Here is a 24685-nt window from a genome sequence, read left to right as displayed (position 1 = left end):
CTCGTGGTTTGCGTGTGCCTTAGTTCAGAGGGCGCTTTCGACAACGGTGTCCGCGGGGTAAGCCCCAGGGCGCTGGTCTCCGGGCCAGGGTGGAGGCGGCGTCTCCACGCCCGCGCTGGGCTTCCAGGCCTGTTGCGTTTGTTGTGGCTCCGGCGCTCCTCAAGTCAGAACCACCGGCGCGCATCAATTGCGCGCGTGGCGGAATCGGCGGGCTAGCAATAACATGGTGCCGGGTCGGAGGCTAGGGTGGGCCTCCGGCGCCTCGCACCGTTGACTCTGGCTAGCTGTGCCGCGTCAACCTCCCCCGCACGGACGAGCCGCGAGACCTTACCGAGGTTGCCTGCGCTGCCCTCGCTGGATCCGTCGAGGCGCTCGTGCCGCCGCCCCCTGCGACGCCGGCCGTGTTGAGCGAGCCGGTCCACGGCGGCGCTGTCTTACAGCGACATGGCATTCAAGCGCCTGGCAGCGGAACTTCGACGTGGGCGGCGCCCGAGAGGGGCCAAGCCCTGCGCGTCCATCGCTTCGCGAGGCAAAGGACTCGCCCGCATCGGGTGCCGTCAGCCGCGGTCGCACGGGCGCTTCGCTCACCTACCAGGTCAGCGTGTGCGTGTCAACGCTCGTCAGGACCCGCGTGACGGAGGCGGTCGGTGGTCTGGAGCGGGCGAGACTGCGGCCATCGCGGCGGATCGCGAGCGACGGCCGGCGCTGCGACCGCGTTGTCCAGGGGCGCCTCGGGTGGCGCTGGAGGCCTTGCCGAGCCGCCCGGGCCCTCGCACCGGGGGGCCTGCGGGAGGAGCCTGGGACGCCTCGCGCGGCGGTGGGTGAGGGGATGTCCGCCATCGATGGCTGTTCTGGTCCAGGGTGCTGGCGTGGTGTCCTGGCCCGCGAGATCTCCGCACAGGACGCTGAGCGCCACGGCGCGTTGCTCGGGCGCCGAGCGGAGATTCTGCCCCATGAGCGGCCGGCTCGCGCGGTAGCGTGGCGAGATGTCGAGACGATGCATGCGAGTCATCTGGTCTTTGGTTCTTATCACCTTGCCTCCGGGCTGCGCTGGCGAGTCGGGCGATGAGGTGTCGAGCCGTGGCGGAGGCGCGTCGAGCGCGAGCGGGGGAGGGGCGTCGAGCGGGAGCGGCGGCGGAGCGTCGAGCGGGAGCGGCGGCGGAGCGTCGAGCGGGAATGGCGGCGGAGCGTCGAGCGGGAATGGCGGCGGAGCGTCGAGCGGGAATGGCGGCGGAGCGTCGAGCGGGAATGGCGGCGGAGCGTCGAGCGGGAGCGGCGGTGGGGCGTCGAGCGGGAGCGGCGGCGGAGCGTCGAGCGGGAGCGGCGGAGGTGCCGGCGGGGATCCGGGCCCCGGCGCGTGCGGCGTCACCCGCGACCGTATTCGCATCACCCAGGTCGACGTCGGGGGCCGCGTGATCAACAACGAGGACGAGGCCGCGCTGAAGCCGCTCGTCATCTCGCCGATACCGTCCGGCGGGTCGCGCCTGGCATGGATGGGCGACGACGGGCAGGTCCACGTGCTCCAGCTCGACGCGGATGATAAAGCCGTGGGGCGCTCGTTCGGCTTGCCCGCGAACGACTTCGCCGACCTCCACGCCGACGAGAGCGGCGGCGTGCTGCTGCTCACCCGCGATGCCGAGGGCGGCGGGACGCTGAATTGCGGCACGCCCTCGAACCTGTGCGGAACGCCGCCGTCTCCTCCAATCGCCTGTCACGACATGTACATGGTCCGCTTCGACGGCGAGCGCGCGACCTGGGCGACCAAGCTCACGAGCTCGAGCGCCGCGCTGCCGCCCTACTCGACCGGACCCGACGGGCCCGAGGTGTACATGATCTGGTGGTACGCGCACCACGGCCGCATCGCCTTCGACGGCTCGCGCTATGCGGGCTATTTCGGCGCCGCGATCAGCGTCTCGCAGGGCGGGTGCATCAACATCCACCAGGGCGATCGCATGAAGGTCGTCGACGCGAGCGGCGCGCTGCAGAGGGACGGCTTCGACTGGGGCTGCAGCCACAGCGGTTACGAGCGCATCCTCTGGGACGACAGCGCCCGGAAGTTCGTGACGGTGTGCAAGACCGACAACGACAACCGCATCGCGTTCGCGCCGAATTACAAGACCATCTATCCGGTCGATCTCGCCTACTCGAACCTTGGAAATCTCGTCACGGCGGTCGGCGGCGGATACTGGCTCACGACGAGCAATATCCGCTCGGGCCAGCCGGCGGGCGCGAACGGGCTCGCGGAGGTCCGGCTGCTCCACTTCACCGACGGCGCCGCGGACAAGGACCTCACGATCGCCAGCGACGCGGGCATGAACCACCGCGCTCCGCACCTGGCCGCCTACGGCCGCTCCCGCATGCTCGCGGCCTGGGAGACCACGACGAGGGCCGGCGAGATCGCCCGCAACGACGCGGCGCGCGCGCTGTTCCTCCAGACGCGCGATCGCGCCACCGGCGAGGCCGAGGGCGAGCCGCTGGAGATCGACGTGCTCGGCAATCGTTACCAGGACCTCGTCGCGTTTCCCGACGGGAGCGTGGCCTTCGCCGCGCCCGGCAGCTCGAACACCACGATCCAGGTGCTGCGCATCCTGCCCTGCGCGTAGCGCGCGCCGCGCGGGCGACTCGTCACCTCCCCGGCGACCTCGGCCGTCGACGGCGGGCCGCGAGCCGGCCCACACACCTGGGGAGATGGGCAGATCGACCTTGACAGAACTGTGGTTCATCGCGCCTTCTGGGCACCGCGTCGCGCGTCGTGACGGCGGATCGAGCGGGACCCGTATGCGGCATGGAGTGGATCTCTTCGCGACATTGCAGCTGATCGTGCGACGGGCCATGGCGATCGCGCCGCGGGCGCCGCGCGGCGGCCTGCTCCTCTGCGAAGGGCGCCGCCTCGTCTACAGGGCGCTCGAAGGGTTCGACTCGTTCGCTCGGCAGGGGGTGAAGCTCCCGACCGACGCGGGCCTCGCCACCGAGAGCGGCCCGCGCGCCCCGCGCGCGGCGCCCGAGGCGGCGAGCGGGATGTGCGTTGTCGGTGCACATGCGTGGTATGAAGCGCACCTGCCCCTCGCGATCGCGGCAGAGGGCGCGGTGCCCGCCGGCGCGGGGGTGCTTGTCGCGCCCGTCGTCGTCCGGGGAGCGCCGGCAGGCTACCTCGCCTTGGAGCAGGCGACCCTCGAGCCGCCGCAGGGCGAGCGCCGCGCGATGCTCGAGGTGTTCCTGGACGCGGCCGGGGCCGCGCTGGAGCGGCGCAGGCTCTATGACGAGAAGGCGAGATTGGCACAGGAGATTCGCCTGCTCGAGCAGGTGCTGAACGCGGTGGGCACCACGGTGGAGCCGGACCACCTGCTGGACACGCTCGCCCACGGCATCAAGGGCGTGCAGATCGACCAGCAATGGGCCTCGGTGGAGCTGTGGCTCGTCGAGGACGCCGGCGGCGGAGAGGGCGCCGTGGCCGCTTCGGGCGAGCTTTCCGCCCGCGTGTTCCGGGCAGGGCGGTCGGCCCCCATGACGTACTTCCACACCCTGCGCGACGGCGCGGTCGACGCCGCGCGCGGCCTCGGCATCTCCGTGGATTTCCGCCTCGGGCCCCCCGCCGGCCCGGGGGGCCAGCGCGAGATCCTCGAGGACGGCATCCGGCGGGGTGTGGACGGCATCATCATCGCTCCGGGCGCCCCCGAGGAGGCGGAGGAGGGGTTCCGGCGCGCGGCGGAGGCGGGGATCCCGGTGATCGTCGTCGACACGCCGCCGGTGCCGGGCAGCCGGGCCCCTCTTTATATCGGCACGGACAACGTGGCGGCGGGCAGGCTGGCGGGCGAGATGATGCGGCGGCTGCTGCCGGGCGGCGGGGTCGTGGCGTCGCAGCGGCCCACGAAGGACGCGATCAACACGCGCGAGCGCATCGAGGGGTCCTGCGCGGCGATGGAAGGGGCCGAGTTCACCGTGCTGCCCCCCCACGAGGACAGCGACCACGATCTGGAGCTCGGGACGGAGCTCGCGCGGGCGGCCCTCCAGCGGCGGCCGGACATCGCCGGCGCCTTCGGGGTGGCGGCCGGCGGCGGGCCGGCATGGGGCCGCGCCGCGAGGGAGATCGGCAGGGACGGAGAGCTCAAGATCGTCGCGTTCGATCTCTTCTCCGCGACGGTCGCGCTGCTCCGCCGGGGCGCGATCCACGCGACGATCGTGCAGCGCGAATACGACATGGGGTATCGCGCCGCCGAGATCGTCCACCGGATGATCACCCGGGGCGTCGAGCCGACGCTCGCGGAGCTGCCGGCCTCGCGCATCATCCACACCGGCGTCGATTGCGTCACCCTCGAGCACACGCCGTGGTCCACGACGCTCAGCGATCACCTCGCGCTCGACGCGGCCCGCCGCGTCGCGAGCCGGCGCGTCGAGGGCGACGCCGCCGACCGGCCGATCGAGGTGCTGTTGATCGGCGTGGCGGCGCGCAGGGAGCCCGTCGTCGAGGAGCGCGTGTCCTTCTCGCCGCGCTCGCTGGTCGGCCGCGTGCTCGACGCAGGCCGCCCGCTCGTGATCGATCCGGCCGGGCACGGCGGGCGCGAGGACGCCTCGCTCCTCCGCGGGCACGCCGGCGCGCGGACGCTCGTCGGGGTGCCGCTGCGGGCGCGGGGCAGCGTTGTCGGCGTCCTCGTCCTGAGCAGCGGGCGTGAGGACGCCTGCGGGAGCGACGACGTGCCGTTCCTCGAGCGCGTGGCCGGCACCGCGGCCGTGGCCATCGAGAACGCACGGCTGTTCAGCCGGATCTCCGAGCGGACCGCCGAGCTGGAGCGGGCCAACGAGCTCCAGGAGTCGATGCTCCGGACGATCCATGAGCTGTCGAGCCCCGTCGTGCCGATCGCGGATGGAATCCTGGTCATGCCCGTGGTGGGCACGATGGATGCCCAGCGCTCGAGCGGCTTCATCGCGTCGCTGCTGAAGGAGATCCACGAGCACGACGCGCAGGTGGTGCTGATCGACGTGACGGGGATGGCGGTGGTCGACGCCACGGCGGCGAACCAGCTCGTCCGGGCGGCGCAGGCGGCGGCGCTGCTCGGCGCGGAGGCGGTGCTCGTCGGCGTGACCGCGGGGGCGGCGCAGATGATGGTCGCCCAGGGCCTGGACGTCGGCGCGATGGTCACGCACGTCGACCTGGCGCGCGGCTTCCGGTACGCCCTGGCGAAGACCGGCGGCCGCATCCTGGTTCAGCGCTGACGGCGACGGCCGCCGATCAGGTCAGCGCGGACGGGCGGCTCACGCCGCGCTCTCGGCCGGCCGGAGCTTGCTCTGCTCCGCGCCGGCGCTCGCGTCGACGCGCGCGGCGAGCATCGGGCGGAACGCGGCGCGGTACGCGAAGGCGAGGTAGAGCTGGAGGGCGAGGATGAGCCCTGTGACCGGGTTCGCCGGCGCGAGGAACGTGTGGAAGGCGATGATGTTCACGACGATGGGCGCGAGGAGCGCGAGCGCGAGGGGCACGTAGCGGTTCGAGAGCAACAGCGCGCCTGCGACGACCTCGGTGCCCTTGATGAGCGGGAACATGTACCCGGTCGCCGCGAGCGCGCCCGCGAAGCTGGCCGCGGCCTCCGGAGCCGGGGGCTGCGGCAGGAACTGCAAGAAGCCGTTGAGCCCGAACACGAAGAACACGAGCCCTTGCAGGATGCGGGCGGCGGTGGGGGCGAAACGCTTGACGTTGTTCATGGTGAGCCTCGCTGAGGTGTGGCGGGCTCTCCCGATCGGAGCGCCCACGCCTTTCCTGATGCGCCCTCGCGACGCCCGGTGCTATCGTGCAACGGCTCAACTCAACGTTGCGCTGGTGCAACCTGGCGAGAGCCCCCGATCGGCGCCGTCCACCCCTCGTGAGGTCCTACCATGCCCAGCCCCCGCGCGGCAGCCCGAGCGCGCCCCGCCCGGGCGCCCCAGCTCGACGAGATCGCCGCGTTCGCCAGGGTGGCGGAGCTCGGGTCGTTCACCGCCGCGGCGGAGCAGCTCGGCGTCCCGAAGTCGACGGTGAGCCGCGCGGTGACGCGGCTCGAGGACGGGCTCCAGGTGCGTCTCCTCCAGCGGTCGCCGCGCGCCGTGGCGCTGACCGAGGCGGGCCGTCGCTTCTTCGGCGACGTGGCGCCGCACATCGCCGGTCTCCGCGACGCGGCGCAGGCGCTGGACGCCTATCAAGGGCAGCCCCAGGGCACGATACGGCTGAGCGCTCCTCCGGATGGTGGGGAGTCTTTCCTCGGAGAGATGCTCGTCGAGTTCGGGGCGCGTTACCCGCTGCTGTCGGTCGAGATCGACATGTCCACGCGCCGGGTGGACCTCTTGCGCGAGGGCTTCGACGTGGCACTCCGGGCGACGCGCGAGCTCCCGGACTCCTCGCTGGTCGTGCGCAAGCTGCTGGACTCCTACGTGCAGCTCTTCGCCGCTCCGGCGTACCTCGCGCGCCGCGGCCTGCCCCGCGCGCTCGAGGAGCTCGCCGACCACGAGCGGGTGGTGTTCCTCCCGAGCGCCCGGCGCGGCCAGCAGCCCGTCGACGGCGCCCGCGCGGTGCGCGACGCGATGGCGACCGGGCGCCTCGCGACCGACGACTTCCAGCTCATCCGCTCGCTGCTCCGGGCGGGGGGCGGTATCGGGCCGCTCCCGCGCGTCCTCGCCGCGCCCGAGCTGGCGAGCGGGCGCCTCGTCCACGTGCTGCCGGAGTGGTCGCAGCGCGCAGGGACGCTGTACCTCGTCTATCCGAGCGCGCGGCACGTGCCGCGGAACGTGGCGGTGTTCCGCGATTTCGTCCTTGCCTGGGTGAAGCGGCTCGCGTGCTAGGGCAGCTCGCGCCTGGCCCGCTCGACCCCGGCCGCCTGGCTCAGGGCGCTCCGCTCGTCAACTGGTGAGGCGGCCAACGGCCGCCAAGCGTTGCTGCGGACCCGCGCGGAGCGGGCGCTCGCGCCGCGCGCTACAATGGGCGCGGTGTTCATGAGGGAGGTCCTGCGCAACGCGCACTTCGTCGTTGGCATAGATCACGCAGCGAAGCTCGTGAGGATCACGCGGTCCGCGGCGCCATTCGATTCCATCGAGCAGATCGAGCAGAAGTGTCGGGAGGTCACCGCGGCGCTCGCCCCGGTGGATCGGACGGCGATGTCGCTGCTCCTCGACATCCGCGCGGCCCCGGGGCGAAACGATCCGAAGTTCGAAGAGGCGACGCTGCGGCTGCGGACGGCCTCGGTGCGCGGCTTCGAGCGCATTGCCGTCCTGGTGCAGACCCCCGCCGGGGCGCTGCAGGTCCGGCGCCATAACCGCGAGGACGGCGTCGACCGGTTGATCAGCGACGACGAGAGCGAGCTGCTCACCTACCTCGCCGAAGCGCTTCCGTCGCGCCGCCGCTGACCGCGGCCAGGGGGCGGCCGCGCGCCCTCACGGCTCTGGGCCGCGCGGAGGGGCCCCACATGGCCCGGGATCGAGCCCGGGAAGCGCACGGCGATGACCGCAATGGCGCCGCGGACGATGGCTCGGTGTACCCTCCCGCGCCGTGCGTGCGTTCGAGAGTGCCGTGCTCCACCCGCGCTGGCTCGCAGCCGTCGTCGTGCTCGCCGGCGCCCTGACCGGGGGTGACGCCTCGGCGGAGGTCCAGCGCCTGCGCATCGCGTTCGAGGCGCACGACGGCTGTCCCGGCGCCGGGGCGTTCCTGCGCGAGGTGACCGCGCGCACGGAGCTCGCCCGCGCCGCCGCGGCGGACGAAGCGGCGCTCGACGTGCGCGTGCGCATCACCTCGAGCGCGGGCAGGAGCCGCGGCCGGATCACGCTCGGCAAGGGCGAGGAGGCGCGCGTCCGCGAGGTCGACGGCGCGACGTGCGGCGAGGTCGTCGCGGCCCTGGCGCTCATCACGGCCCTCCGGGTCGACCCCACAGCGTCGCTCGATCCGCAACCGCCGGCCGTCGGGTCGCGCTCGTCCGAGGCCCCGGAGGCTGGCGGGGCTCGGGATGCCGGCGGGGCGGCAGCGCCGGCCGTGGATCCCGTCGCGGCTGCGCCGCCCGCCGCGGAGCCCGCCGCTCCTGCGCAGCCGGCCGGGGCCGTCGGCGTCGCAGCGCCGGGCGCGGGGAGCTCGCCGCAGCTGCCCGCCGCCTCGCCGGCCCCACCGGCACCGGCCGCGCGCCCCGCGACCGCGCCGATCCGCCCGCCGCCGCCGGTCGCGGGGGCCTCGCTCCCTCCGCGGCCGCGACGGCCCGTGGAGCGCCCGTGGACGCTCGGCCTCCAGGGAAGCGCGGCGTCCGGGGTCGCCCCCGAGGCGCTGCTCGGCGGGGGGCCCTTCGTCGAGCTGCGCGCCGATCTGGGCCTCGGCGCGGCGTTCCGCGTCGCCGCCGAGGTGGCCGCCACCGGCGCGGTCGACGCCGGGCCGGGCGGCGCTCGCTTCGTGCGCGGGATCGGCCGGGTCGACGCCTGCGCGGACCTCTTCCGCCCGGCACGCCGGCTCTCGCTCGGGCCCTGCGTGGGCGCGGAGGGCGGCTTCCTTCACGGCACCGGGCTGGCCGGCGAGGCGATCTCCGACGTGGAGGAGGGCACCGTCCCCTGGGCCAGCCTCGGGCTCCTCGCGCGCGTGAGCGCCTCGCTCGGGGCCCTCGTGCGGCTCGACGCGCAAGGTGGACCGGAATTTCCGCTGGTGCGGCGATCGTTCATGTTCGAGCACCCCGCGCAGCTCATCCACGAGGTGCCCGCGGTCACGTGGACGCTCCGCGTCGGCGCCGGCCTCTCGCTCTGATCGCCGGCCGCCGGGAGCGGCGCGCGACGAAATTGTGATCCCGGGGGAGAGCCTCGGAGATTGCTACGGCGGGAGGCTTGGTCATGAGGCTCTGGCGCGCCGTATCCTCGCTCTGCTGCTTCGCGGCGCTCTCGCTCGTCGCCCCCGGGTGCGGGATCACGATCCTGGGCAAGGGCACCGACCGCGACGATCAGAGCGGCGGCGGCAGCGGCGCCACCGCCGGCGTCGGGGGGGGATCGGGCGTCGGAGGGGGGGATTCCTGCGTGCCCGGCATCCCGGTGACGTCCCAGATCCCGCGCCTGCTCAACCGGCAGTACGACGCGGTGGTGCGGGATCTGCTCGGCGTGACGACGCTGGAGAGCGCCGGCAACCTCCCGCCGTCTGCGCTCCTCGTCCCCGACTTCGAGGGGGACATGACAGAGCCCGCATGGAACGGCTATCTCGCGGCCGCCGAACACCTCGCCGCCGAGGTGATGGGCGGGCCGAACAAGCCCAGGTTCCTCGCCTGCGATCCGGCGGCGCCCGCGTGCCTGGAAGAGACGATTACCGCCTTCGGTCGCAAGGCGTTCCGCCGTCCTCTGCTCGAAGAAGAGGTGCAGAGCTTCCTGCGGCTCACCGCGGTGGAGCCCCAGGGCACGCCCGGCGAGATCGCCGAGGCCATCCTCTTCGCCTTCCTCGCTTCGCCCTCGTTCATCCTGCGCCCTGAGCTGGCGCAGGAGCGCGAAGGAAGCGCGATCAAGCTCTCCAGCCACGAGGTGGCGGCGAGGCTCTCGGTCCTGCTCTGGGATTCCATTCCAGATGACCTCCTGGACGCCGCGGCCGACGCTGGCCAGCTCGCCACCAAGGAGCAGATCCTGGCGCAGGCGCAGCGGATGATCCAGGACCGCGAAAAGACGGCGCCGGTCGTGACCCGGTTCCATCGCGCCTATGCGGACATTCGCCCGGGGTCGCGCTGGGGAGCGGTCGACCACGACACGACCCAGTTCCCCGACTACTCCCCGGACGTTGTGGCGCCGATGATGGCAGAGATGGACGCCCTCTTCGAGGAGGTGGCGTTCGAGGGGGGGTCGTTCAAGGACCTCTTCCTGAGCAACGTCGGTTACGTCAATCAGGACACCGCTCCGCTCTATGGGCTCGATGCGGCGGATTACGGCGCGGAGCTGACGCGGGTGGAGCTCGACCTGACCGAGCGGCCGGGGTTCTTGACCCGCGTCGGGTTCTTGAGCTCCTACGCGCGTCATGGCGCCACGAGCCCGATCCTTCGGGGCGCGTTCGTCGTCAACAGGCTGCTCGGGATCAACCTGGCGCCCGTGCCCGGCGCGAGCGAGGCGCCGCGGCCTCCGGGCCCGTTCTCCACGGAGCGTGAGGCCATCGAGGCGCTGACCTCCCCCGCGGGGTGCGCCGGATGCCACGGCACGTACATCAACCCGCCGGGCTTCGTGCTCGAGAGGTACGACGCCGTTGGCAAGGTGCAGACCACCGATCCGCTCGGCGGCGCCATCGACGGGGCCGCTGACGTCACCTTTGGCGCCGACAACGTCAAGACGATCACGTCACCCATCGAGCTGATGAACGAGCTCGCCGCCGATCCGGCTGCCATGCGCCATTATGCCGAGCGGTGGGTCGCCTTTGCCACGGGACGGGAGCCGAACGGGAGCGACAGGTGTGACGTTCACGGGCTCAGCGTCAACCTGCTTGTCGACGGCTATACCATCCTCGATCTGCTCGCCGATCTCACCCAGACGGACTCTTTCCGCCTGCGCGTCGCCGGGAACTGAGGAGGGAATGCGATACGACAAGGAGCCTGTTCGCTCGCCCTCGCGCGAACGGCTGAGCGTCGCTCGCTCCCGCGGCGCCGTGGCGCGGCCCGGCGGCGGGCTCTTCCGGCGGCTTGAGCGGCGGCAACTCCGCGCGTAAGGTTCGCCGATGAAGCTCCCGTTCGACAACACCTACGCCCGCCTTCCCGACCGCTTCCACGCGCGTGTCTCCCCCGCACGGGTCCGCGCGCCGCGCGTCGTGAAGGTGAACCGCGCGCTCGCGGAGGTGCTCGGGCTCGACGCGGAGCAGCTCGCCTCGCCGGAGGGGGCGGAGGTGCTCGCGGGCAACACGCTGGCCGAGGGCGCGGAGCCGATCGCGCTCGCGTACGCGGGGCACCAGTTCGGCAGCTTCGTCAGCCAGCTCGGGGACGGGCGGGCCATCCTGCTCGGCGAGATCGTGGGCAGGGACGGCAAGCGGCGCGACCTGCAGCTCAAGGGCGCGGGGCGGACGCCGTTCTCGCGGGGCGGCGACGGGCGCGCGGCGCTCGGGCCGGTGCTGCGCGAGTACGTCGTGAGCGAGGCCATGGCGGCGCTCGGCGTGCCGACGACGCGCGCGCTCGCCGCGGTGACGACGGGCGAGCCGGTCTATCGCGAGGAGGTGCTCCCCGGCGCGGTGCTCACGCGCGTGGCCGCGAGCCATATCCGCGTGGGCACGTTCCAGTTCTTCGCCGCGCGGGACGACCGCGAGGCGCTGGCCACGCTCGCTTCGTATGCGCTCTCCCGGCATTACCCCGAGGCGATGGGCAGCGGCAACGACGCGCTGGCGCTGCTCGAGCGCGTCGTCGACGCGCAGGCGTCCCTTGTCGCGCGCTGGCTCGGCGTCGGCTTCGTGCACGGCGTGATGAACACCGACAACACGTCGATCTCCGGGGAGACGATCGATTACGGGCCGTGCGCGTTCCTCGACGAGTATGATCCCGCGAAGAAGTTCAGCTCGATCGATCGGGGCGGCCGGTACGCCTTCGGGAACCAGCCGCGCATCGCGCAGTGGAACATGGCGCGGCTCGCCGAGGCGCTCCTGCCGCTCCTGGCCGAGGGCGAGCAGGAGGCCGTCCGCCTGGCGACCGAGCGCGTGGAGCGCTTCTCCGCGCTCTTCGCCGCGGCCCACGCGCGCGTCCTGCGGGCCAAGCTGGGGCTCGCGCGCGAGGAGGAGGGAGATCTCGCGCTCGCCGCGGATCTGCTGGAGCGGCTCGCGTCGAACGGCGTCGATTACACGGTCTTCTTTCGCCGGCTGTGCGCCTCAGCGGCCGATCCAGCGGCCGACGCGCAGGTGGCCGCCCTGTTCGCGGAGCCCGGCGCCTTCCGCGACTGGGCCGAGTCGTGGCGCCGGCGGCTCGCCCGGGAGGAGGTCACGTCCGAGGCGCGCGCGAGCGCGATGCGGCTCGTCAACCCGGCGTTCATCCCGCGCAATCACCGGATCGAGGCGCTCATCCAGGCGGCCGTCCTCCGTGACGACTTCGAGCCGTTCGAGACGCTGGTGCGGGTGCTCGAGCGACCGTACGACGATCAGCCGGAGAGCGCGCATCTGAGCGAGCCCCCGCAGCTGGACGAGCGCGTGCAATACACGTTCTGCGGGACCTGACCATTCTCGGACAGCGCGTCATCTCAGGGAGTCGGCCATAACGGTCGGTCACCAACGTGAACGTGAACGTGAACGTTAGGATGTGGGAGAACGCGGCGCGAAGCTTGGTTGACGCCTGGGAGGCTGGCGGACGGTTCGGACGTGTGATAAACTACGGTTTCTTCGAGCGCTCGGGCGGCAATCACCTTCCAGGAACCGGCCCCCATGAGTCAGAGGAAAGGCAAGCCGCGCCCCGCGTCAGGAAAGAAGGCCCGGCGAGACGCCCGCAAGGACGGCGCGGGCCGCGTGCATCTCACGGTCCTCCGCGACCCCGCGAGCGGGCATGAGCGCGTGGCGCTCAGGACCCCGGTGTTCCGGGAGGCGTGGCAGAACGACATCGCGGCGGCCGCGGCGAACACGGCCTATTCCGCTCTGCGCGGGGAGCCGAGCGTGGAGGGCGCGGTCGAGCTGGCGCGGGACGCGATGGCGGCCACGTCGCGGCTCGCTGCGGGGCTCCTGGCGCGCGCGCCCGATGGCGCGGTGGCGTGCAGGGCGGGCTGCGATCACTGCTGCCATCAATCGGTCGGGGTCACGCCGCCGGAGGCGCTCGCGATCGCCGACCACCTGAGGTCGACCCTGTCCGACGCGGAGCTCGCGCGCGTGGCTCAGCACGTGTCCGGGTGCCACGAAAGGACGCGGGGCCTGCCCTCGGCAGAGCGGTTTTCGCCGGACCACCCCTGCCCCTTCCTGCGGTCGGGGCGGTGCTCGATCTACGAGGTTCGACCGCTCTCCTGTCGAGGGATGAACTCGCTCGACGCGGGCGAGTGCGCGACCAGGCTGCGGGACCCCGAGGCGCGCGCCGCGTTCCTGGCGCGGGGCGTGGGGGGTCGCTCGTTCATGGAGCCCATTCGCGGCGTCCACGCCATCAGCGCCGGCCTGCAGCTCGGCCTCTCCGAGCTGTTCCGCCTCGACATGCGCCCCCTGGAGCTGACGGCGGCGATGCACCTGCTCCTGAACGGGCCCGACTCGCTCGCCGACGCGTGGATCCGCGGGGAGCGGCCGTTCGAGTCGGCGCGCAGCGCCGACAAGGCGACGGATCCCGGCCTGGGCGAGCTCATCGCAGCGGTGGGTCTCGCGCCCGGCCGGGAGCCCTGAACGGCTCAAAGCGGGGTGCAGGTTCGTGGGATACGGGCTCAGCCGCTAGGCAGGCGAGTGAGGCGTACGTAAGTCTCAGGATTGATCCTATTTCCCCCACCTCCCTCGCGGCGCTCCAGCCCTGGACGAGGGTGAGGAGCTGCTCGTAGCCACGGCCCAGGGTCTGCCAGCCGGGCTCGCCGAACTCGAGGATCGTGTCGTGCAAACACGCGGCGCCGTCACCGCTGGGCATGCACTTCAGAAAATTCTTCTTGAGCGCGGGGTCCGCCATCACCGGCGCGGCGATCATCTCGGCCACGGCCCTGTAGGCGCTTCAGCCCAGATCCGTGAGGCTCCCTGCCTGGTCCGTCGCCAGCAGCGTCGAGGGCGCGACATTGCCGGAGGCCGTCATGTTCGCTTTTCCGCTCAGAGGAGCTTGAGATAGGCGACCATGTCCGCCTCTTCCTGGGCGGTCAGGGTCGTGCGTCCCCCGAGGATCGGGGCGGCCAGGATCGGGGCGGCCTCGAAGGCCAGCTTGTAGTGGTGAATGACGTCCTCCAGCGTAGGGGCCGAGTTGTCGTGGAAATAGGGCGCCGTCTCGTTGATGCCCCAGAGGGAGGTCGTCTTGCCGTCCCCCAGGACGTCCAGGGTGCCAAAGACGAGAGCGGCGCCCGGATCGGCGGCGAGCATCGAGAAGACACCGTTCTCGAGCCTCGGCTGGTAGACGGCGATGAGCGGGAAGTACAGGTCCGGATCGGAGCAGAGGAGGCCGCTCCCGTCCGAGGGGCAGGCCATGGCGTAGCGACGCATCGGGTTCGGCGTCGGCCGCACCTCCGAGGTGCCGAGGACCTCGCCCGAGAAGCCGGTCAGCACGCCGGTGATCCTGGTGAACGCCCCGAAGGGGAACTGCTCGCTGCTCGTGTTGAGCATGGGCCCGCTGTGGCACTGGCCGCAGACGCCGTTCGGGAGAAAGTGCTTGCGCCCGCGCTTCTCGGACGGCGTGTGGCCGCGAGGCAGCTTGGGCTCGGGCCCGCCGTGCGCGTAACGGCGCAGCTCTCGCGAGCTGAACAGCGTCCGCTCGTAATCGGCGATCTTCTCGAGCTGCCGCCGCGTGGGCGTGACCGTCGGCTCGAAGTGCGCCAGGATCGCGTTCGCGGCCTGCGTCTCGAGGTCGGGCTCACGGGCATCGAACGTGATGAGCGGATCGAGCGCGGGCGAGTTCTTCACGGAGGGGACGCCTCGGAAGAGGGTCACGCTCGTGGCCGCGGGGTCGTCGTAGAGCCAGACGTTCGGGGGCAGCGGGAACTCGAAGCGGATCGTGGCCTCGTTGAGGAGCCGCGTGTAGCTGTCGCCGACGCCGTCGTCGCTGTCGATCGGGCGGAAGAGGGGATCGTTCGGGTTGGCCGCGTACCGCGCCTGCACGTCCGCCGGGGAGATCGTGCCGGTCTCCTCGCTGTGGCAGGTCACGCAGCGGCGCCCGTTGCCGCCGAAGGTCGCTCTCTCGAAGAGCTGCTCGCCGCTCTGGGCCCGGTGCGCCTGGGCGGCGACCGCGACGAGCTCGCCGGAGTCCCACTCCTCCTCCCCCGCGCAACCCGCGGCCCCCAGCAGCGGGATGAGGAGGAAGAGACAGGCCATGAACACGCCTTGATGAGAATTGAACATGTGATTCATAAACCCTCCCTGATGATGAGTCTGACAGGGGAGCGTCGCCCGGAGCGAACACGGTGTCGTGATCGCGCCGGTCGAGGTACGCGCGCGTGAACCGAGCGCGCAGCCATCATGTTTGATCTAGATCACGGTGATTCGGGCGTCCGCGCGAGGTTGCGGCGCGCCGCGAAGAGGACCCCCGGGTGACCTCGCAAGTTTCAGAAAAAACGAATCGATCCCCGGCTGTCAAGGGAGCTCAGCCGTGCTCGATCCGTTTGCTATGGTGTGCGTGTCCGTGGGGTTCAGGTCGCCGATGCGCGCCGGGTGCCGCCGCTGTGTGACGCCGCGTCGCCTGCCGGACCGAGGGAGCCTCGAGCGCCTGGTCAGTCCAGGAGCCTGTCCCATCAACGCGTGTTACCCTGCGACGGTGGCCATTGAGTCGCAGCTTACAATCGACGCGCTCGAGGCGGGCGTGATCCACGTACATGCCTGTCGCGCGCCGGAGCTCCGCCCGGTGCAGCGCGCCGCCGTGCACACCTATTCGGTCCTCGCCTTTCACCTCGGCGGCCGGATGCGGGTGGAGCACCGCGGCGAGCTGGAGCTGACGGCTGGCCAGGTCCACCTCATCCCGGCCGGCGATGCCCACCGGTGGCTCACGGCGAGCAAGGTGGATCTGCGCGGCGTGGCCTTCTGTCGCTCGTGCCTCCCTCAGGATCGTTTTCAGGAGCTGCTCGCCCCGCTCGATCGCGTCCGGCGCGGGGCTTTCCCGGTCGTCGAGCTGCCGACCAGCAGGCAGCCCCACGTGCTCGGCCTGCTCGAGGAGCTCGAGCGCGAGCTGTCGCGGTCCTCGGGCATGCTGCCCATCGTGGCCGAGAGCCTGCTCGGGCTCGTGCTCGCCGAGATCGTGCGCGCCGCCCCGCGCGACGCAGCTCCCCCCGAGGCCCCCTCGATCGTCGCCGAGGCGCTCGCCGTGATCGAGGCGCGCTGTCTGGGACCGCTGACCCTCGGTGAGGTGGCCCGCGCGGTGCGCCGATCTCCCGCGTACGTCACGACCGCGGTGAAGCGGTCGACGGGCCGCTCCGTGGTGGCGTGGATCCTCGAAGGCCGCCTCGCCGAGGCGCGGCGTCGCCTGCGCGACACGGACGAGCTCGTCGAGATCATCGCCGAGCGGGTCGGTTATGCCGACGCCAGCCAGTTCAGCCGCCTCTTCCGCCGCCGCCACGGCGTGGCCCCGGCCGCGTGGCGCGCCCGCGAGCGCGCGCTGCCTCGCCCTGGGTGATCGTCCGGCAGGCCTGTTGCGCCGAGCGCGCCCTCTGGCCGGTTCGAGCGCCGTGAGCCGTCGGGCGCGGCCGCCGGGCGGCCTTGCAGCGAAGTTGCCTTCGTCGATCGCGTGGGGCATCACCCCCGGTCCCCGAGCAGGTCGGCACGCCGCCGCGCGGGTCGCGGCGGTGGGCCGTTTGGAGCGGGGCCGAACGAGAGGAGAGCAACGATGAGCTACGTCGACGGTTTCGTTGTGCCCGTGCCCGCGGGCAAGAAGCAGGCTTATCGCGATCTGGCCGAGAGGGCCGCAGCGGTGTTCAAGGAGCACGGGGCGATTCGCGTCGTCGAGTGCTGGGGCGACGACGTGCCCGACGGCAAGATCACCGACTTCAAGGGCGCGGTGAAGGCGGAGGAAGGCGAGGTCGTCGTCTTCTCGTGGATCGTCTGGCCCTCGAAGGCGGTGCGGGACGAGGGCAACAAGAAGGTGATGGAGGACCCGCGCATGCAGATGAACAACGAGGACTCGCCCTTCGACGGAAAGCGGATGATCTACGGCGGGTTCGACGTCCTCGTCGACGTCTGACCGGGAGGCGGCGGTCCGCGAGCCCGCCCCCCCGCTCAGGGGGCCCAGGGCCGGTCACGGCGAGGCGTCGATGGGGTAGGTATCGATGACCGCATCCCAGAGGTCAACGTGGTGGACGAGGCTCACGGCAAAGTGCGCCTCGTCCAGCTCCACGAGGATGGGGTCGGACTCGTCCCAGCTCGCACCGGCGAGGACGGCGGCCACGCAGCCGGCAGCGAGCTCCTTGCGGCCTGCATCCTTGAGCGCAGAGACGCTGGCGCGAGCCCAGCCGGTCCGAGCATCGAGCAGCAGAGCGACAGTCGCGGACGGGAACGCGCGCTCGAGGTGGGGGAGCGCTCGAGAGGCGGCTGACGGATCACCGAAAGGGGTGGCGATCAGGACGAAGAACTCGGAGGCACGGGGGTCGCCCTGGAGCGCGGCGCTGTAGCGAAAGAACTGAGGGCTGTGCTCGACGCCAGGGACCGGAAGCATGACGAAGCGGCCCTCTGTGACCTCACCCGCCCCAGGATGGCCGGGCGGAACGAGGAACCCGTCCTCGATCGGCTTCACCTGGGCCGATACCGCGTGCTGGCGCGCCGCGCGCGCCGTCACCCCGGGCCCCGCAGCGCCTCGACCAGCGCCTCGACCAGCGCGCGCACCGGGAGCGAGGGCGACCGCTCGCCGAGCAGCTCGAGCACGTCCTCGTCGTCCTCGCCGCACGAGAGCTGCACGGCCGCGACCACGGCCCCATCGCGCTCGACCGCCAGGTCGAAGATCCCCTCCTCGTCGCTCACCGGCGCGCCGAGCAGCGCCGACAGCCGGCGGCCCAGGAGCTCGGCCAGGGGCTCGTCACCGTCGAGGCCCGCCTCGCCGGGGTCGATGGTGGCCTGGACCGCGCGCGTCGGCGCCCCGCTCACCTCGGCGCCCTCGCGATCGAGCCGGAAACGAAAGCCACGCGCCTCGAAGAACCCCGTCGTCACGCGCGCGATCAAGGCACGCCGCGGGGGCGCCGGCAAGCAGGGCGGGTAATCCACGCCCATTCAGCGCGCCGCGTACTTCATGACGAACGAGGGGTACCGATCGCCGACGATCGCGCCGCCGCGCCACGAAGTGCGCGCCAGGGCTCGGCGCCGTCGCGCCGCTGAGCAGCTCGTCGGCGAGCACGCGGTAGGCGACGATGCCGATACCGAGCTCGCGCGCGGACAGGCCGCCGGCCGCGTAGACGACACGTTGCCGGCGGCGGCCCTCGCGACGATGCTGCTCGCCGTGCTGGACGGCAGCAAGGCGATCCGGCTGCGCGATCCAGCCGTCGACGGCGGCCACGCGCGCGAGATGCTGCTCGCGCTCGTGTCGCGCGTCCTCAGCAACCGGGCCACGTCGCCGGCCACAAGCTCCGCGACGGCAGATGACAGACCGCGGTAAGGCGCCGGTACGGATGGGCTACGTCAGTCGTCGGATACCGACCATAGCCAGCGCGCCGCCAATCGCAATGGGGAGAAGCAGTTGCCATGTGAACTCGGGACGTGTCTCCCTCGTCGCGTTGATATAGAACGCTATGCCGGCAATCAAGGTGATGACACCCCCAAGGATCAGGCAGAAGTAGGCACCAAGCCTCTGCCAGATGGAGAGACTCGGCTTTGGCGCAGTGGCCGCCGGCGTGAGCTGGGGTAGTGCCAGACGCCGCAAGGCGACGAATGCGGTCGGAGCTCCGATCCACAGGAGACCGTACTCTCCCAAGAGCGGTATCCGAGCGAGCGCGCCAGCCACTGCGAGCCCGAGGAGCGCCGCTGGCACATCCCAGAAGTGTAGCGTCGGGTTCCTTGGGTTTCCGTTTGCCATGTCGATCTCCCTGCCAGATGTCATTCTGGTACGAAAAGTCGATCCGGAGCCGGAAGCCAGGGCGAGTGGCGCCGACTCCATCAACTCGCCCACGAAGCATGGGGCGATGCCGGAACCGAGCGCCTCGCGGCGCAGGTGAGAAGGCGTCGACCGAGCCCGCGCCCGGCGTCTCACCCGCCCGCACCACGGAGCCCCGCCTCGGTGACGGCCCGCTCCACGCGGTCGGGCGACCATGCGCCGGCGTGGCGCGTGAAGAGCGTTCGTCCCTTGAACGCGCGGCCCGCGAGCTCCGCGGGCATGTCGGGCCAGCGCGCGACGAAGCTCCCCTTCGGCGCCCCCTTGCGCGCGGCGACCCAGGGAGGCGCCCCGCCCTCGATCGTGAACCAGTCGATCACGCGCTCCACGTCCTGGGCCGCCTCGAGCCGCCCGATGAGCTTCGTGCTCGTGTTGCCGAACACGTTGTAATCCACCGATCGAGGGCTCTGGGTGCACAGCAAGCAGCCCACGCCGTACTTCCGGCCCTGGGTGAAGAGCCGGATGAGCGGCTGCTTGGCGGGCGGCTTGCTGCCGCCGGCCGGGATCCAGTCGCGCGCCTCGTCGATGTAGAAGAGCAGGTTCACGCCGCCGGAGGTCGCGTCCACGGTCGTGATCATCCAGCGGTACAGCTCGGTCGCGAGGGCGGCGAGGAAGAAGTGCTTCTCGTCGTCGTTGCTGAGCGCGTTCAGGTAAACGACGTTGAGCGGGACGCGCCCCGGCTTCGAGGGCCGGAGCAGCTCGGTGAAGTCGAGGCGCGTTCCCCCCGAGAAGAGCCGCGCGGACGGGCCCTGCACGAACGTGTTGAGCTTGCGCGCGAGCCGCTCGCGCTCGGACTTGCGGATCAGGCTGTCGACATCGTCGATGCCCAGGTCCTCGGGTGCGGTGACGGCGGCCACGATGTCCCTCAGCCGGACCGGCGCCGCGCGCGGCAGGTGCCGCAGCACCTGGTAGAGGAACGTGCGCTGCGACTCCTCCTCGCCGCCGCACGCGCAGAGGCTGACGAGGTTGGCCGCCACCGCCACGAGCAACCCCTCCTCCTCCTCGGCGCGGAGCGCGGGGTTCGCGATGTGCGAGAGCTCGCCCGCGCTCGGGAGCCGCAGCGGGTCGAGGCAGAGCCGCTGGCCGTGCGACGACCCGGGCGTGAGGATGCGCGGTTCCATGCGCTCCCGGAGCTCCTCCCAGGCGCGGTGCAGCTCCGCCGGCACGTCGGACGGCGGGCGCGCTTCCATCATCTGGACGAGATCGCCCTGGGGGTCGATCGCGACGACGGGGACACCGGCGCGCAGCGCCTCCTCCGCGATGACCTTGGCCATCCACGTCTTGCCGCTCCCCGCCGCGCCGACGACCGAGACGTGCGTCCGGAGCACCGCAGGGTCCACGCAGACGGGCGAGCCGCCGTCGTCGAAGCCGAGGAGCATGCCGGTGACGCTCGCGGTGCGGGCCTCCGGCGGCCTCGCTCCCGGGTCGAGCGCAGCTGGGGTCGAGCGCTCACCGCCCGGCGGCGCCTCTGCCGGCCTGGCACCGCCTGGCGGCGCCTCCGCCGGCCTGGCGCTGGTACCGCCCGGCGGCGCCTCCGCGGGCGCCCTTCGCCCGCGGCCGCGCGCCGGCGCCGGCTTCGGGCGCTCGACGGCCGGCTTCACGACCGCCAGCGCCTCGTCGAGCTCGGGATCGTCCTCCACCATCGGCTCGTCCGCCGCTGGCTCGTCCGCCGCCGGCGCGCTGGCCGCGGCGGGCTCGCGCCCCTCCGGCGATCCGCCGCCGCGCGTGGCCTCGAGCGCCGTCCAGCGCCTGTCCCACGCGCCCACGTCCTTGTGGCCGAGCTGCGCGACGCACGCCCCCGAGCGCTCGTGCTTGCAGCCGCCGCAGGTCGCGCGGTCACCCGGCGGCGCGAGCCCGCCCGCGCCCACCGCGTGGTCGGACCAGGCCACCATGCTGGCGATGAGCTCGTAGACCTTGCCGCGCTTCGCCTCGATCTCCTCCCAGCGCGCCTCGCGGACGCTGCGCGTGGGGTGCAGGTAGAACACCGCCACGTCCGGCCGGGTGCCGTGCTGGTGGTGGTGCATCAGCGCGTACGTGAAGATCTGGAAGAGATCGCTGTTCGGGGAGGTCGCGGGCGTGAGCTTGTAGTCCACGATGCGGTGCTTCCCGAGCCGCGGATCGAAGTACACGTAGTCGATCGCCCCGGTGACGTGGACGTGGACGTCCTCCCCCACGTGGAACGTCACGTCGACCCGCTTGCGCGAGTCCCCGAAGAGCTGCGCCCGGAGCTCCGCCGCGGGCAGGCCCGCCGCCCTCGCGTGCGCCGCGAGCCGCGCGAGCTCCTCCATGTAGCGCTGGACCGCGGAGATGAAGCCCAGCCGCAGCGGCACCGGGCGCGCCGCGAGCGCGTCGAGGTTCAGGCAGGAGGCGTTGAACCAGCGCATCAGCGCCTGCTGGAGGCCCGGGGCGTCGCCGGCGGCCTCCAGCGCCGCCAGCACCTCGTCCGAGCTCGCCGCGGCGGCGTTGAAGCGCTCCACCGCGGTGTGGAACAGCGCGCCGCAGCCGGGCGCCTCCCCGCCCTTGCGCCAGATGCGGCTCACGACCGTCCGCCCGTCCTGCCGCTCGGCCGTGGCGCGCGCGTCGAACCAGTGGAGCCTCGGGCACGTCGCCGCGACGCGGAGCTGGGTCACGTTGACGTGAACGAGCCTCACTTCTTGCCCCGCAGCTGGACGAAGAGGTCGTCGTCGGTCGCGGTCGCGTGGACGTGGCCCTCGTCATGGAGCGCCTGCGCCGTCTTCTTGATGTGCGACCACACCTCCGGGAAGCGCCTCTCGTGCAGCTTCTTCCGGCTCGCGAAGATCTGCGCGAGCTCCTTCGCCATCAGGCCGAGGCGCCACGACAGCTCGGCCATGATGTGCTCCCGCGTCTGCTGCGGATCCCACGCCGGGGGCGGCGTCGAGTCCCCGCCGCCCTTCACGATCTCCTCGGTGAGCAGCTCGCGCAGCAGCGGGTGCGCGAGCAGGAGGCTCTGGCGCTCGAAGGACGCCATGACCTCGGCCTCGGTCACCTTGCGGTACTGCCCGCGCGGGTGCTCGATCTCGAGGTCATGGCTCCTCGCGGCGCCGAGGAGCCCCACGAGCGAGTCGAGCTCCGCGTGCCCGGCGAAGTCGAGGTGGAGGTGGAGGAAGCGCTGGCGGCCCAGCTTGCAGAGCGCGTCGTACGCGGCCTTGCCGGCGCCGCCGAGCCGCAGCGGCCGGCGCTCCTCGTCGGTGACCAGGATGCGCTTGTCCGTGTGCTTCGTGTCCTCGACCATGCGCTGGAGCGGCAGCCGCGCGCCGTGCCCGCTCGGCGCGCAGAGGAACGTCACGCCGGTGGTCACGATGACCCCGTCCGCGCGCTTCTCCTTGGCCACGAGGTGGTGCGCCGGGGCGGCCTTGCCGCGCCTCTTCGCGGTCGCGTGCTCGACGCTCAGGAGCGTCGAGGCGCCCTTTCCGGCGCACCTGGCGAGCAGGTGGTGCGTCAGGCTCGCGAGGTTGTCCTCGTCGGGCGGCAGCGACGCCTGCTGCAGCCGGCGGCGGGTCGTGCCCTCGACGAGCTTCTTCTTCACCTCGGCGTCGATGACGTCCTCGAGCCTCCCGCCCGGCTCCTTCGGCTCGCGCTCGGGGCCGGGCCACTCCTTGAGCCAGCGCTTGCCGCCGACGGCCGCGAGCCGATCCTGCTGCGCCTCCCAGCGGTCGCGCGCCCAGAGGATCGCGTCCCGCGGCCGGAGCTCCTGCACGCCGTCGAGGCGCCGCTCGAGCCACCCGCTGCCGAGCGGGAAGAGCCGATCGCGCTTGCGCGCGGCGTTGAGCTCCTCGATCTCCTTCTCCTCGAAGCCGGAGAGCGCGGCGTCGAGCCGCCCCTCGAGGATGGCGCGGGCCTCCTCCGGCGAGACCATGTGCAGCTCGAGGATCCGCTCGGCGATGCGGTCCCACGCGGCCGCCGGGATCACCTCGCCGGTGCGCAGGGAGAGCATCGACTGCTTCACGCCCGAGACGATCACGACGAGGTGCTTCGCCCGGTCGAGCAGCGCGTGCGCGTACGACATCAGGGCGCGCACGGCCTCGGCGTCGAGGTTGTCGATCTGGTCGAGGCAGAGCACGAGCGGGAGCTCGGCGAGGGCGCACAGGTGCGCGAGGACGTGGAGGACGCGCTCCACCGCGGCGTCGTCCGCCAGGGCGAGGCCGTCCTCCCCGGCCGCCTGGTCGAGCAGGCGGGCCTCGTCGGGCCCGAGGGTCTCGCCGGAGAGCCAGAGCACCGCCGCCTGGGCGCGCTTCTCGGCGCCGGCGTCGCCGAGGCTCGCGTGCGACGTCCCGGTGAGGAACGCGTTGAGCACGGGGATGACGGCGTTCTGCGGGTCGATCTTGGCGCCGAGGCGGGCCAGCGCCTCCTTGCGCGCCTCGATTTCCTTCGGGCCCGTCATCATCCTGCGGCCCTTGAGCGCGCCCGTCCGGATGACGGCGCGGTTGAGGACGGTATAGAGGCGCGACTGCGTGTAGTCGCTGCCGCGGTGCCCCGCGAGGTCGCTGACGGTCGCGTTGAGCACGTACCGGAGCATCCGCTCGGGCGAGGCGAGGATGTTGTGCAGGTAGACGACCGTCGCCCTGTCTTCCCCGGCCCACTGGAACAGCCGCGCGAGCAGGTGGCTCTTGCCGACGCCGGGCGCGCCGATGAGCAGCGCGCCGATGCTGATCGGCTCCTTCGCGGCGTCCTGCACGACGCGCACGAGCTTGGTGAAGGCGCTCTTGTGGATCGACTCGACCGTGGCTTCGCCGCCCCCGACGTCGGTGATGCGGTGGCTGCGGAACGGGTTGGTGCCCCGGACCGCGGCGAGGAAGCGCTCGAACGTCGGCTCCTCGCTCATGCGTCGTCCCTCCGCGCCACGTAGACGAGCAGGTTCCCGGCCTCCTTGATGCCGGCGTCGCGCTCCGCCTCGGCCATCTGGTGGTGGCGCCCGTCGGACGGGTCGAGCGAGTAGCGCCGCTGCCGCCGGAGCGCGCCGAGCTCCTCGTCGAACGTGGCGCGCGGGATGTCCGGCAGCGCGGTGCGGAGCGCGTGGAGCGTGACGTAGTTGAGGCGGCCGGAGGCACGGTCGAGCGAGGAGAAGGCGGCGTCGAAGCGATCGGCGAAGGAGATGGCCGGCGCGCCGGGGCCGCTCGGGGCCGAGGTGCCGGGGCCGTCCGAGGTCGCGTTGCCGGCGCCGTCGGGGGCCGCGCGGCGGGCAGCGCCGTCGGTCGCGGCCGCGGCGGGCCGCGCCGGCGCGCCGGCGGCCGGGAGGACGGCGTCTTCGAGGAAGAAGAGCAGCGGCTTCTTCCCGGTCAATGCGCCGATGGTGCGGGGGAGCCGGCGCTCGGCGAGGCGCTGCTCGAGCGCCGCCTTGAACGCGCGGCTCAGGGCGGGAAGGAGGCCCTTGGGGAGCTTCGCCAGGTCGACCGCGGGAGCGTCGGCCGTCCGCGCCGACTGGAGCTGCACCTCCAGGAGCCGATCGGACTGCGCGACCGCCTCCAGGTCCTCCGCGAGCAGCACCAGCGTGGCGCCGGGGGCTGGCTTCTTCTTGCCTCCCGCCGCGCGGGAGAGCAGCAAGCGCGCCTTCGCCTCCTTGGTCGTCAGCGCCTTGCTCGTCACCGCGAGCGTGTCACCGGTCAGCTCCGTCAGCCGCTCGAGCGTCGGCGGGTACGACGCGCCGCCGAGCTGCTTCTGGGACTCCAGGACGCCGAGGAGCTTCGGCACCGGCGAGGGCGGCGGCTCCTTCTTGCGCGCCGCGCCCTTCTGCCTCGCGGGAGCCTTCGGCGCGGCGGCCTTACGCGGCGCGGCGGCCTTCTTCGGCTCCTCGGCGCTGCTCTTCCTCGCTGCAGTGGTCTTCGTTGTCGTCGCCCGCGAGCGCGGACTCGATGTGCTGTTCCGGTTCGTGGCCCACCTCCCGAGGGGTCGAGATTACCCCGGTATCCAGCCATGGGAAGGGGCTCCGCGCCGCCGCGCCGCCTTTCTCTATCCGATTGACACGCAGCTCGATTCCGCGTGACGTAGACTCGGGGCCTCGTGCTGCAGAGGCGACGGAACCGGCGTGTCGGGTGGCC

General features: G+C 72.3%; 20 protein-coding genes. 12 read left to right on the top strand and 8 right to left on the bottom strand.

Translation table 11 applies throughout. The features are described 5' to 3' along the window. Nucleotides 1–1001 precede the first annotated feature (1001 nt). Together WMF27_RS26960 and WMF27_RS26955 are read left to right on the top strand one after the other, a co-directional pair. Entirely contained in the window at nucleotides 1002–2603 is a 1602-nt protein-coding gene (locus WMF27_RS26960; protein WP_437766001.1) for a hypothetical protein, read from the top strand. Between the two features lie 175 nt (nucleotides 2604–2778). Continuing rightward, nucleotides 2779–5211 carry a substrate-binding domain-containing protein gene (locus WMF27_RS26955; protein WP_437766002.1) on the top strand — a complete coding sequence of 811 codons (2433 nt, stop codon included), beginning with the start codon at nucleotides 2779–2781 and terminating at the stop codon, nucleotides 5209–5211. A gap of 39 nt (nucleotides 5212–5250) precedes the next feature. Here WMF27_RS26955 and WMF27_RS26950 read toward each other — a convergent pair whose 3' ends face one another. Then, nucleotides 5251–5694: a DoxX family protein gene (locus WMF27_RS26950; protein WP_437766003.1), complete on the bottom strand. Its 444-nt coding sequence runs from the start codon at nucleotides 5692–5694 to the stop codon at nucleotides 5251–5253. A gap of 171 nt (nucleotides 5695–5865) precedes the next feature. Here WMF27_RS26950 and WMF27_RS26945 point away from each other — a divergent pair, with 171 nt between their 5' ends. From WMF27_RS26945 to WMF27_RS26920, 6 genes are all read left to right on the top strand, one after another. Continuing rightward, nucleotides 5866–6804, top strand: coding sequence for a LysR family transcriptional regulator (locus WMF27_RS26945; protein WP_437766004.1), 939 nt, complete (start codon nucleotides 5866–5868; stop codon nucleotides 6802–6804). Between the two features lie 150 nt (nucleotides 6805–6954). Beyond that, nucleotides 6955–7365: a hypothetical protein gene (locus WMF27_RS26940; RefSeq protein WP_437769802.1), complete on the top strand. Its 411-nt coding sequence runs from the start codon at nucleotides 6955–6957 to the stop codon at nucleotides 7363–7365. A gap of 142 nt (nucleotides 7366–7507) precedes the next feature. Next, nucleotides 7508–8734: a hypothetical protein gene (locus WMF27_RS26935; protein ID WP_437943078.1), complete on the top strand. Its 1227-nt coding sequence runs from the start codon at nucleotides 7508–7510 to the stop codon at nucleotides 8732–8734. 83 nt (nucleotides 8735–8817) lie between these two features. Beyond that, a complete protein-coding gene (locus WMF27_RS26930; protein WP_437943076.1) occupies nucleotides 8818–10512 on the top strand; it encodes a DUF1592 domain-containing protein in 1695 nt (564 codons plus the stop codon). Between the two features lie 148 nt (nucleotides 10513–10660). Beyond that, nucleotides 10661–12133 carry a protein adenylyltransferase SelO gene (locus WMF27_RS26925; protein WP_437943075.1) on the top strand — a complete coding sequence of 491 codons (1473 nt, stop codon included), beginning with the start codon at nucleotides 10661–10663 and terminating at the stop codon, nucleotides 12131–12133. A gap of 204 nt (nucleotides 12134–12337) precedes the next feature. Then, complete coding sequence (locus WMF27_RS26920; RefSeq protein WP_437943073.1) at nucleotides 12338–13267, top strand: YkgJ family cysteine cluster protein; 930 nt, start codon at nucleotides 12338–12340, stop codon at nucleotides 13265–13267. Between the two features lie 405 nt (nucleotides 13268–13672). Here the strand turns inward: WMF27_RS26920 and WMF27_RS26915 are convergent, their stop codons facing one another. Next, a complete protein-coding gene (locus WMF27_RS26915; RefSeq protein WP_437766009.1) occupies nucleotides 13673–14881 on the bottom strand; it encodes a hypothetical protein in 1209 nt (402 codons plus the stop codon). Between the two features lie 439 nt (nucleotides 14882–15320). Here WMF27_RS26915 and WMF27_RS26910 point away from each other — a divergent pair, with 439 nt between their 5' ends. Together WMF27_RS26910 and WMF27_RS26905 are read left to right on the top strand one after the other, a co-directional pair. After that, a complete protein-coding gene (locus tag WMF27_RS26910; RefSeq protein WP_437766010.1) occupies nucleotides 15321–16172 on the top strand; it encodes a helix-turn-helix domain-containing protein in 852 nt (283 codons plus the stop codon). A 210-nt stretch (nucleotides 16173–16382) separates the two neighbouring features. Continuing rightward, nucleotides 16383–16736, top strand: coding sequence for a DUF1428 domain-containing protein (locus WMF27_RS26905; protein ID WP_437766011.1), 354 nt, complete (start codon nucleotides 16383–16385; stop codon nucleotides 16734–16736). Nucleotides 16737–16790: 54 nt separating this feature from the next. Here WMF27_RS26905 and WMF27_RS26900 read toward each other — a convergent pair whose 3' ends face one another. Together WMF27_RS26900 and WMF27_RS26895 are read right to left on the bottom strand one after the other, a co-directional pair. After that, nucleotides 16791–17207: a hypothetical protein gene (locus WMF27_RS26900; RefSeq protein WP_437943072.1), complete on the bottom strand. Its 417-nt coding sequence runs from the start codon at nucleotides 17205–17207 to the stop codon at nucleotides 16791–16793. Between the two features lie 116 nt (nucleotides 17208–17323). Then, nucleotides 17324–17755, bottom strand: a complete 432-nt coding sequence (locus WMF27_RS26895; RefSeq protein ID WP_437943071.1) for a hypothetical protein — start codon at nucleotides 17753–17755, stop codon at nucleotides 17324–17326. 19 nt (nucleotides 17756–17774) lie between these two features. Between WMF27_RS26895 and WMF27_RS26890 the strand changes: the two genes are divergently transcribed. Then, on the top strand, nucleotides 17775–18137 hold the full coding sequence (locus WMF27_RS26890) for a hypothetical protein (RefSeq protein ID WP_437943070.1): 363 nt from the start codon (nucleotides 17775–17777) through the stop codon (nucleotides 18135–18137). An 18-nt stretch (nucleotides 18138–18155) separates the two neighbouring features. Here WMF27_RS26890 and WMF27_RS26885 read toward each other — a convergent pair whose 3' ends face one another. The 4 genes from WMF27_RS26885 to WMF27_RS26870 form a co-directional block, all read right to left on the bottom strand. Further along, nucleotides 18156–18554 (bottom strand): hypothetical protein, encoded by a 399-nt coding sequence (locus WMF27_RS26885; RefSeq protein WP_437766015.1) that lies wholly within the window; start codon nucleotides 18552–18554, stop codon nucleotides 18156–18158. A gap of 170 nt (nucleotides 18555–18724) precedes the next feature. Further along, on the bottom strand, nucleotides 18725–21280 hold the full coding sequence (locus tag WMF27_RS26880; protein WP_437943068.1) for a helicase HerA-like domain-containing protein: 2556 nt from the start codon (nucleotides 21278–21280) through the stop codon (nucleotides 18725–18727). Beyond that, complete coding sequence (locus WMF27_RS26875; protein ID WP_437943067.1) at nucleotides 21277–23472, bottom strand: hypothetical protein; 2196 nt, start codon at nucleotides 23470–23472, stop codon at nucleotides 21277–21279. The genes WMF27_RS26880 and WMF27_RS26875 overlap by 4 nt, the downstream gene beginning before the upstream one ends. Continuing rightward, on the bottom strand, nucleotides 23469–24338 hold the full coding sequence (locus tag WMF27_RS26870; RefSeq protein WP_437766018.1) for a hypothetical protein: 870 nt from the start codon (nucleotides 24336–24338) through the stop codon (nucleotides 23469–23471). Before WMF27_RS26870 ends, WMF27_RS26875 begins: the two co-directional genes overlap by 4 nt. Nucleotides 24339–24360: 22 nt before the next feature. On the opposite strand from WMF27_RS26870, the gene WMF27_RS26865 reads away from it, so the two are divergent. Then, on the top strand, nucleotides 24361–24630 hold the full coding sequence (locus WMF27_RS26865) for a hypothetical protein (protein WP_437766019.1): 270 nt from the start codon (nucleotides 24361–24363) through the stop codon (nucleotides 24628–24630). The last annotated feature ends 55 nt before the right edge of the window (nucleotides 24631–24685 follow it).

The organism is Sorangium sp. So ce281, from assembly GCF_051527395.1.
GTDB lineage: Bacteria > Myxococcota_A > Polyangia > Polyangiales > Polyangiaceae > Sorangium > Sorangium cellulosum_B.
Note: the sequence above shows the minus strand (reverse complement) of the source record. Positions and strands in the feature narration are given on the sequence as shown.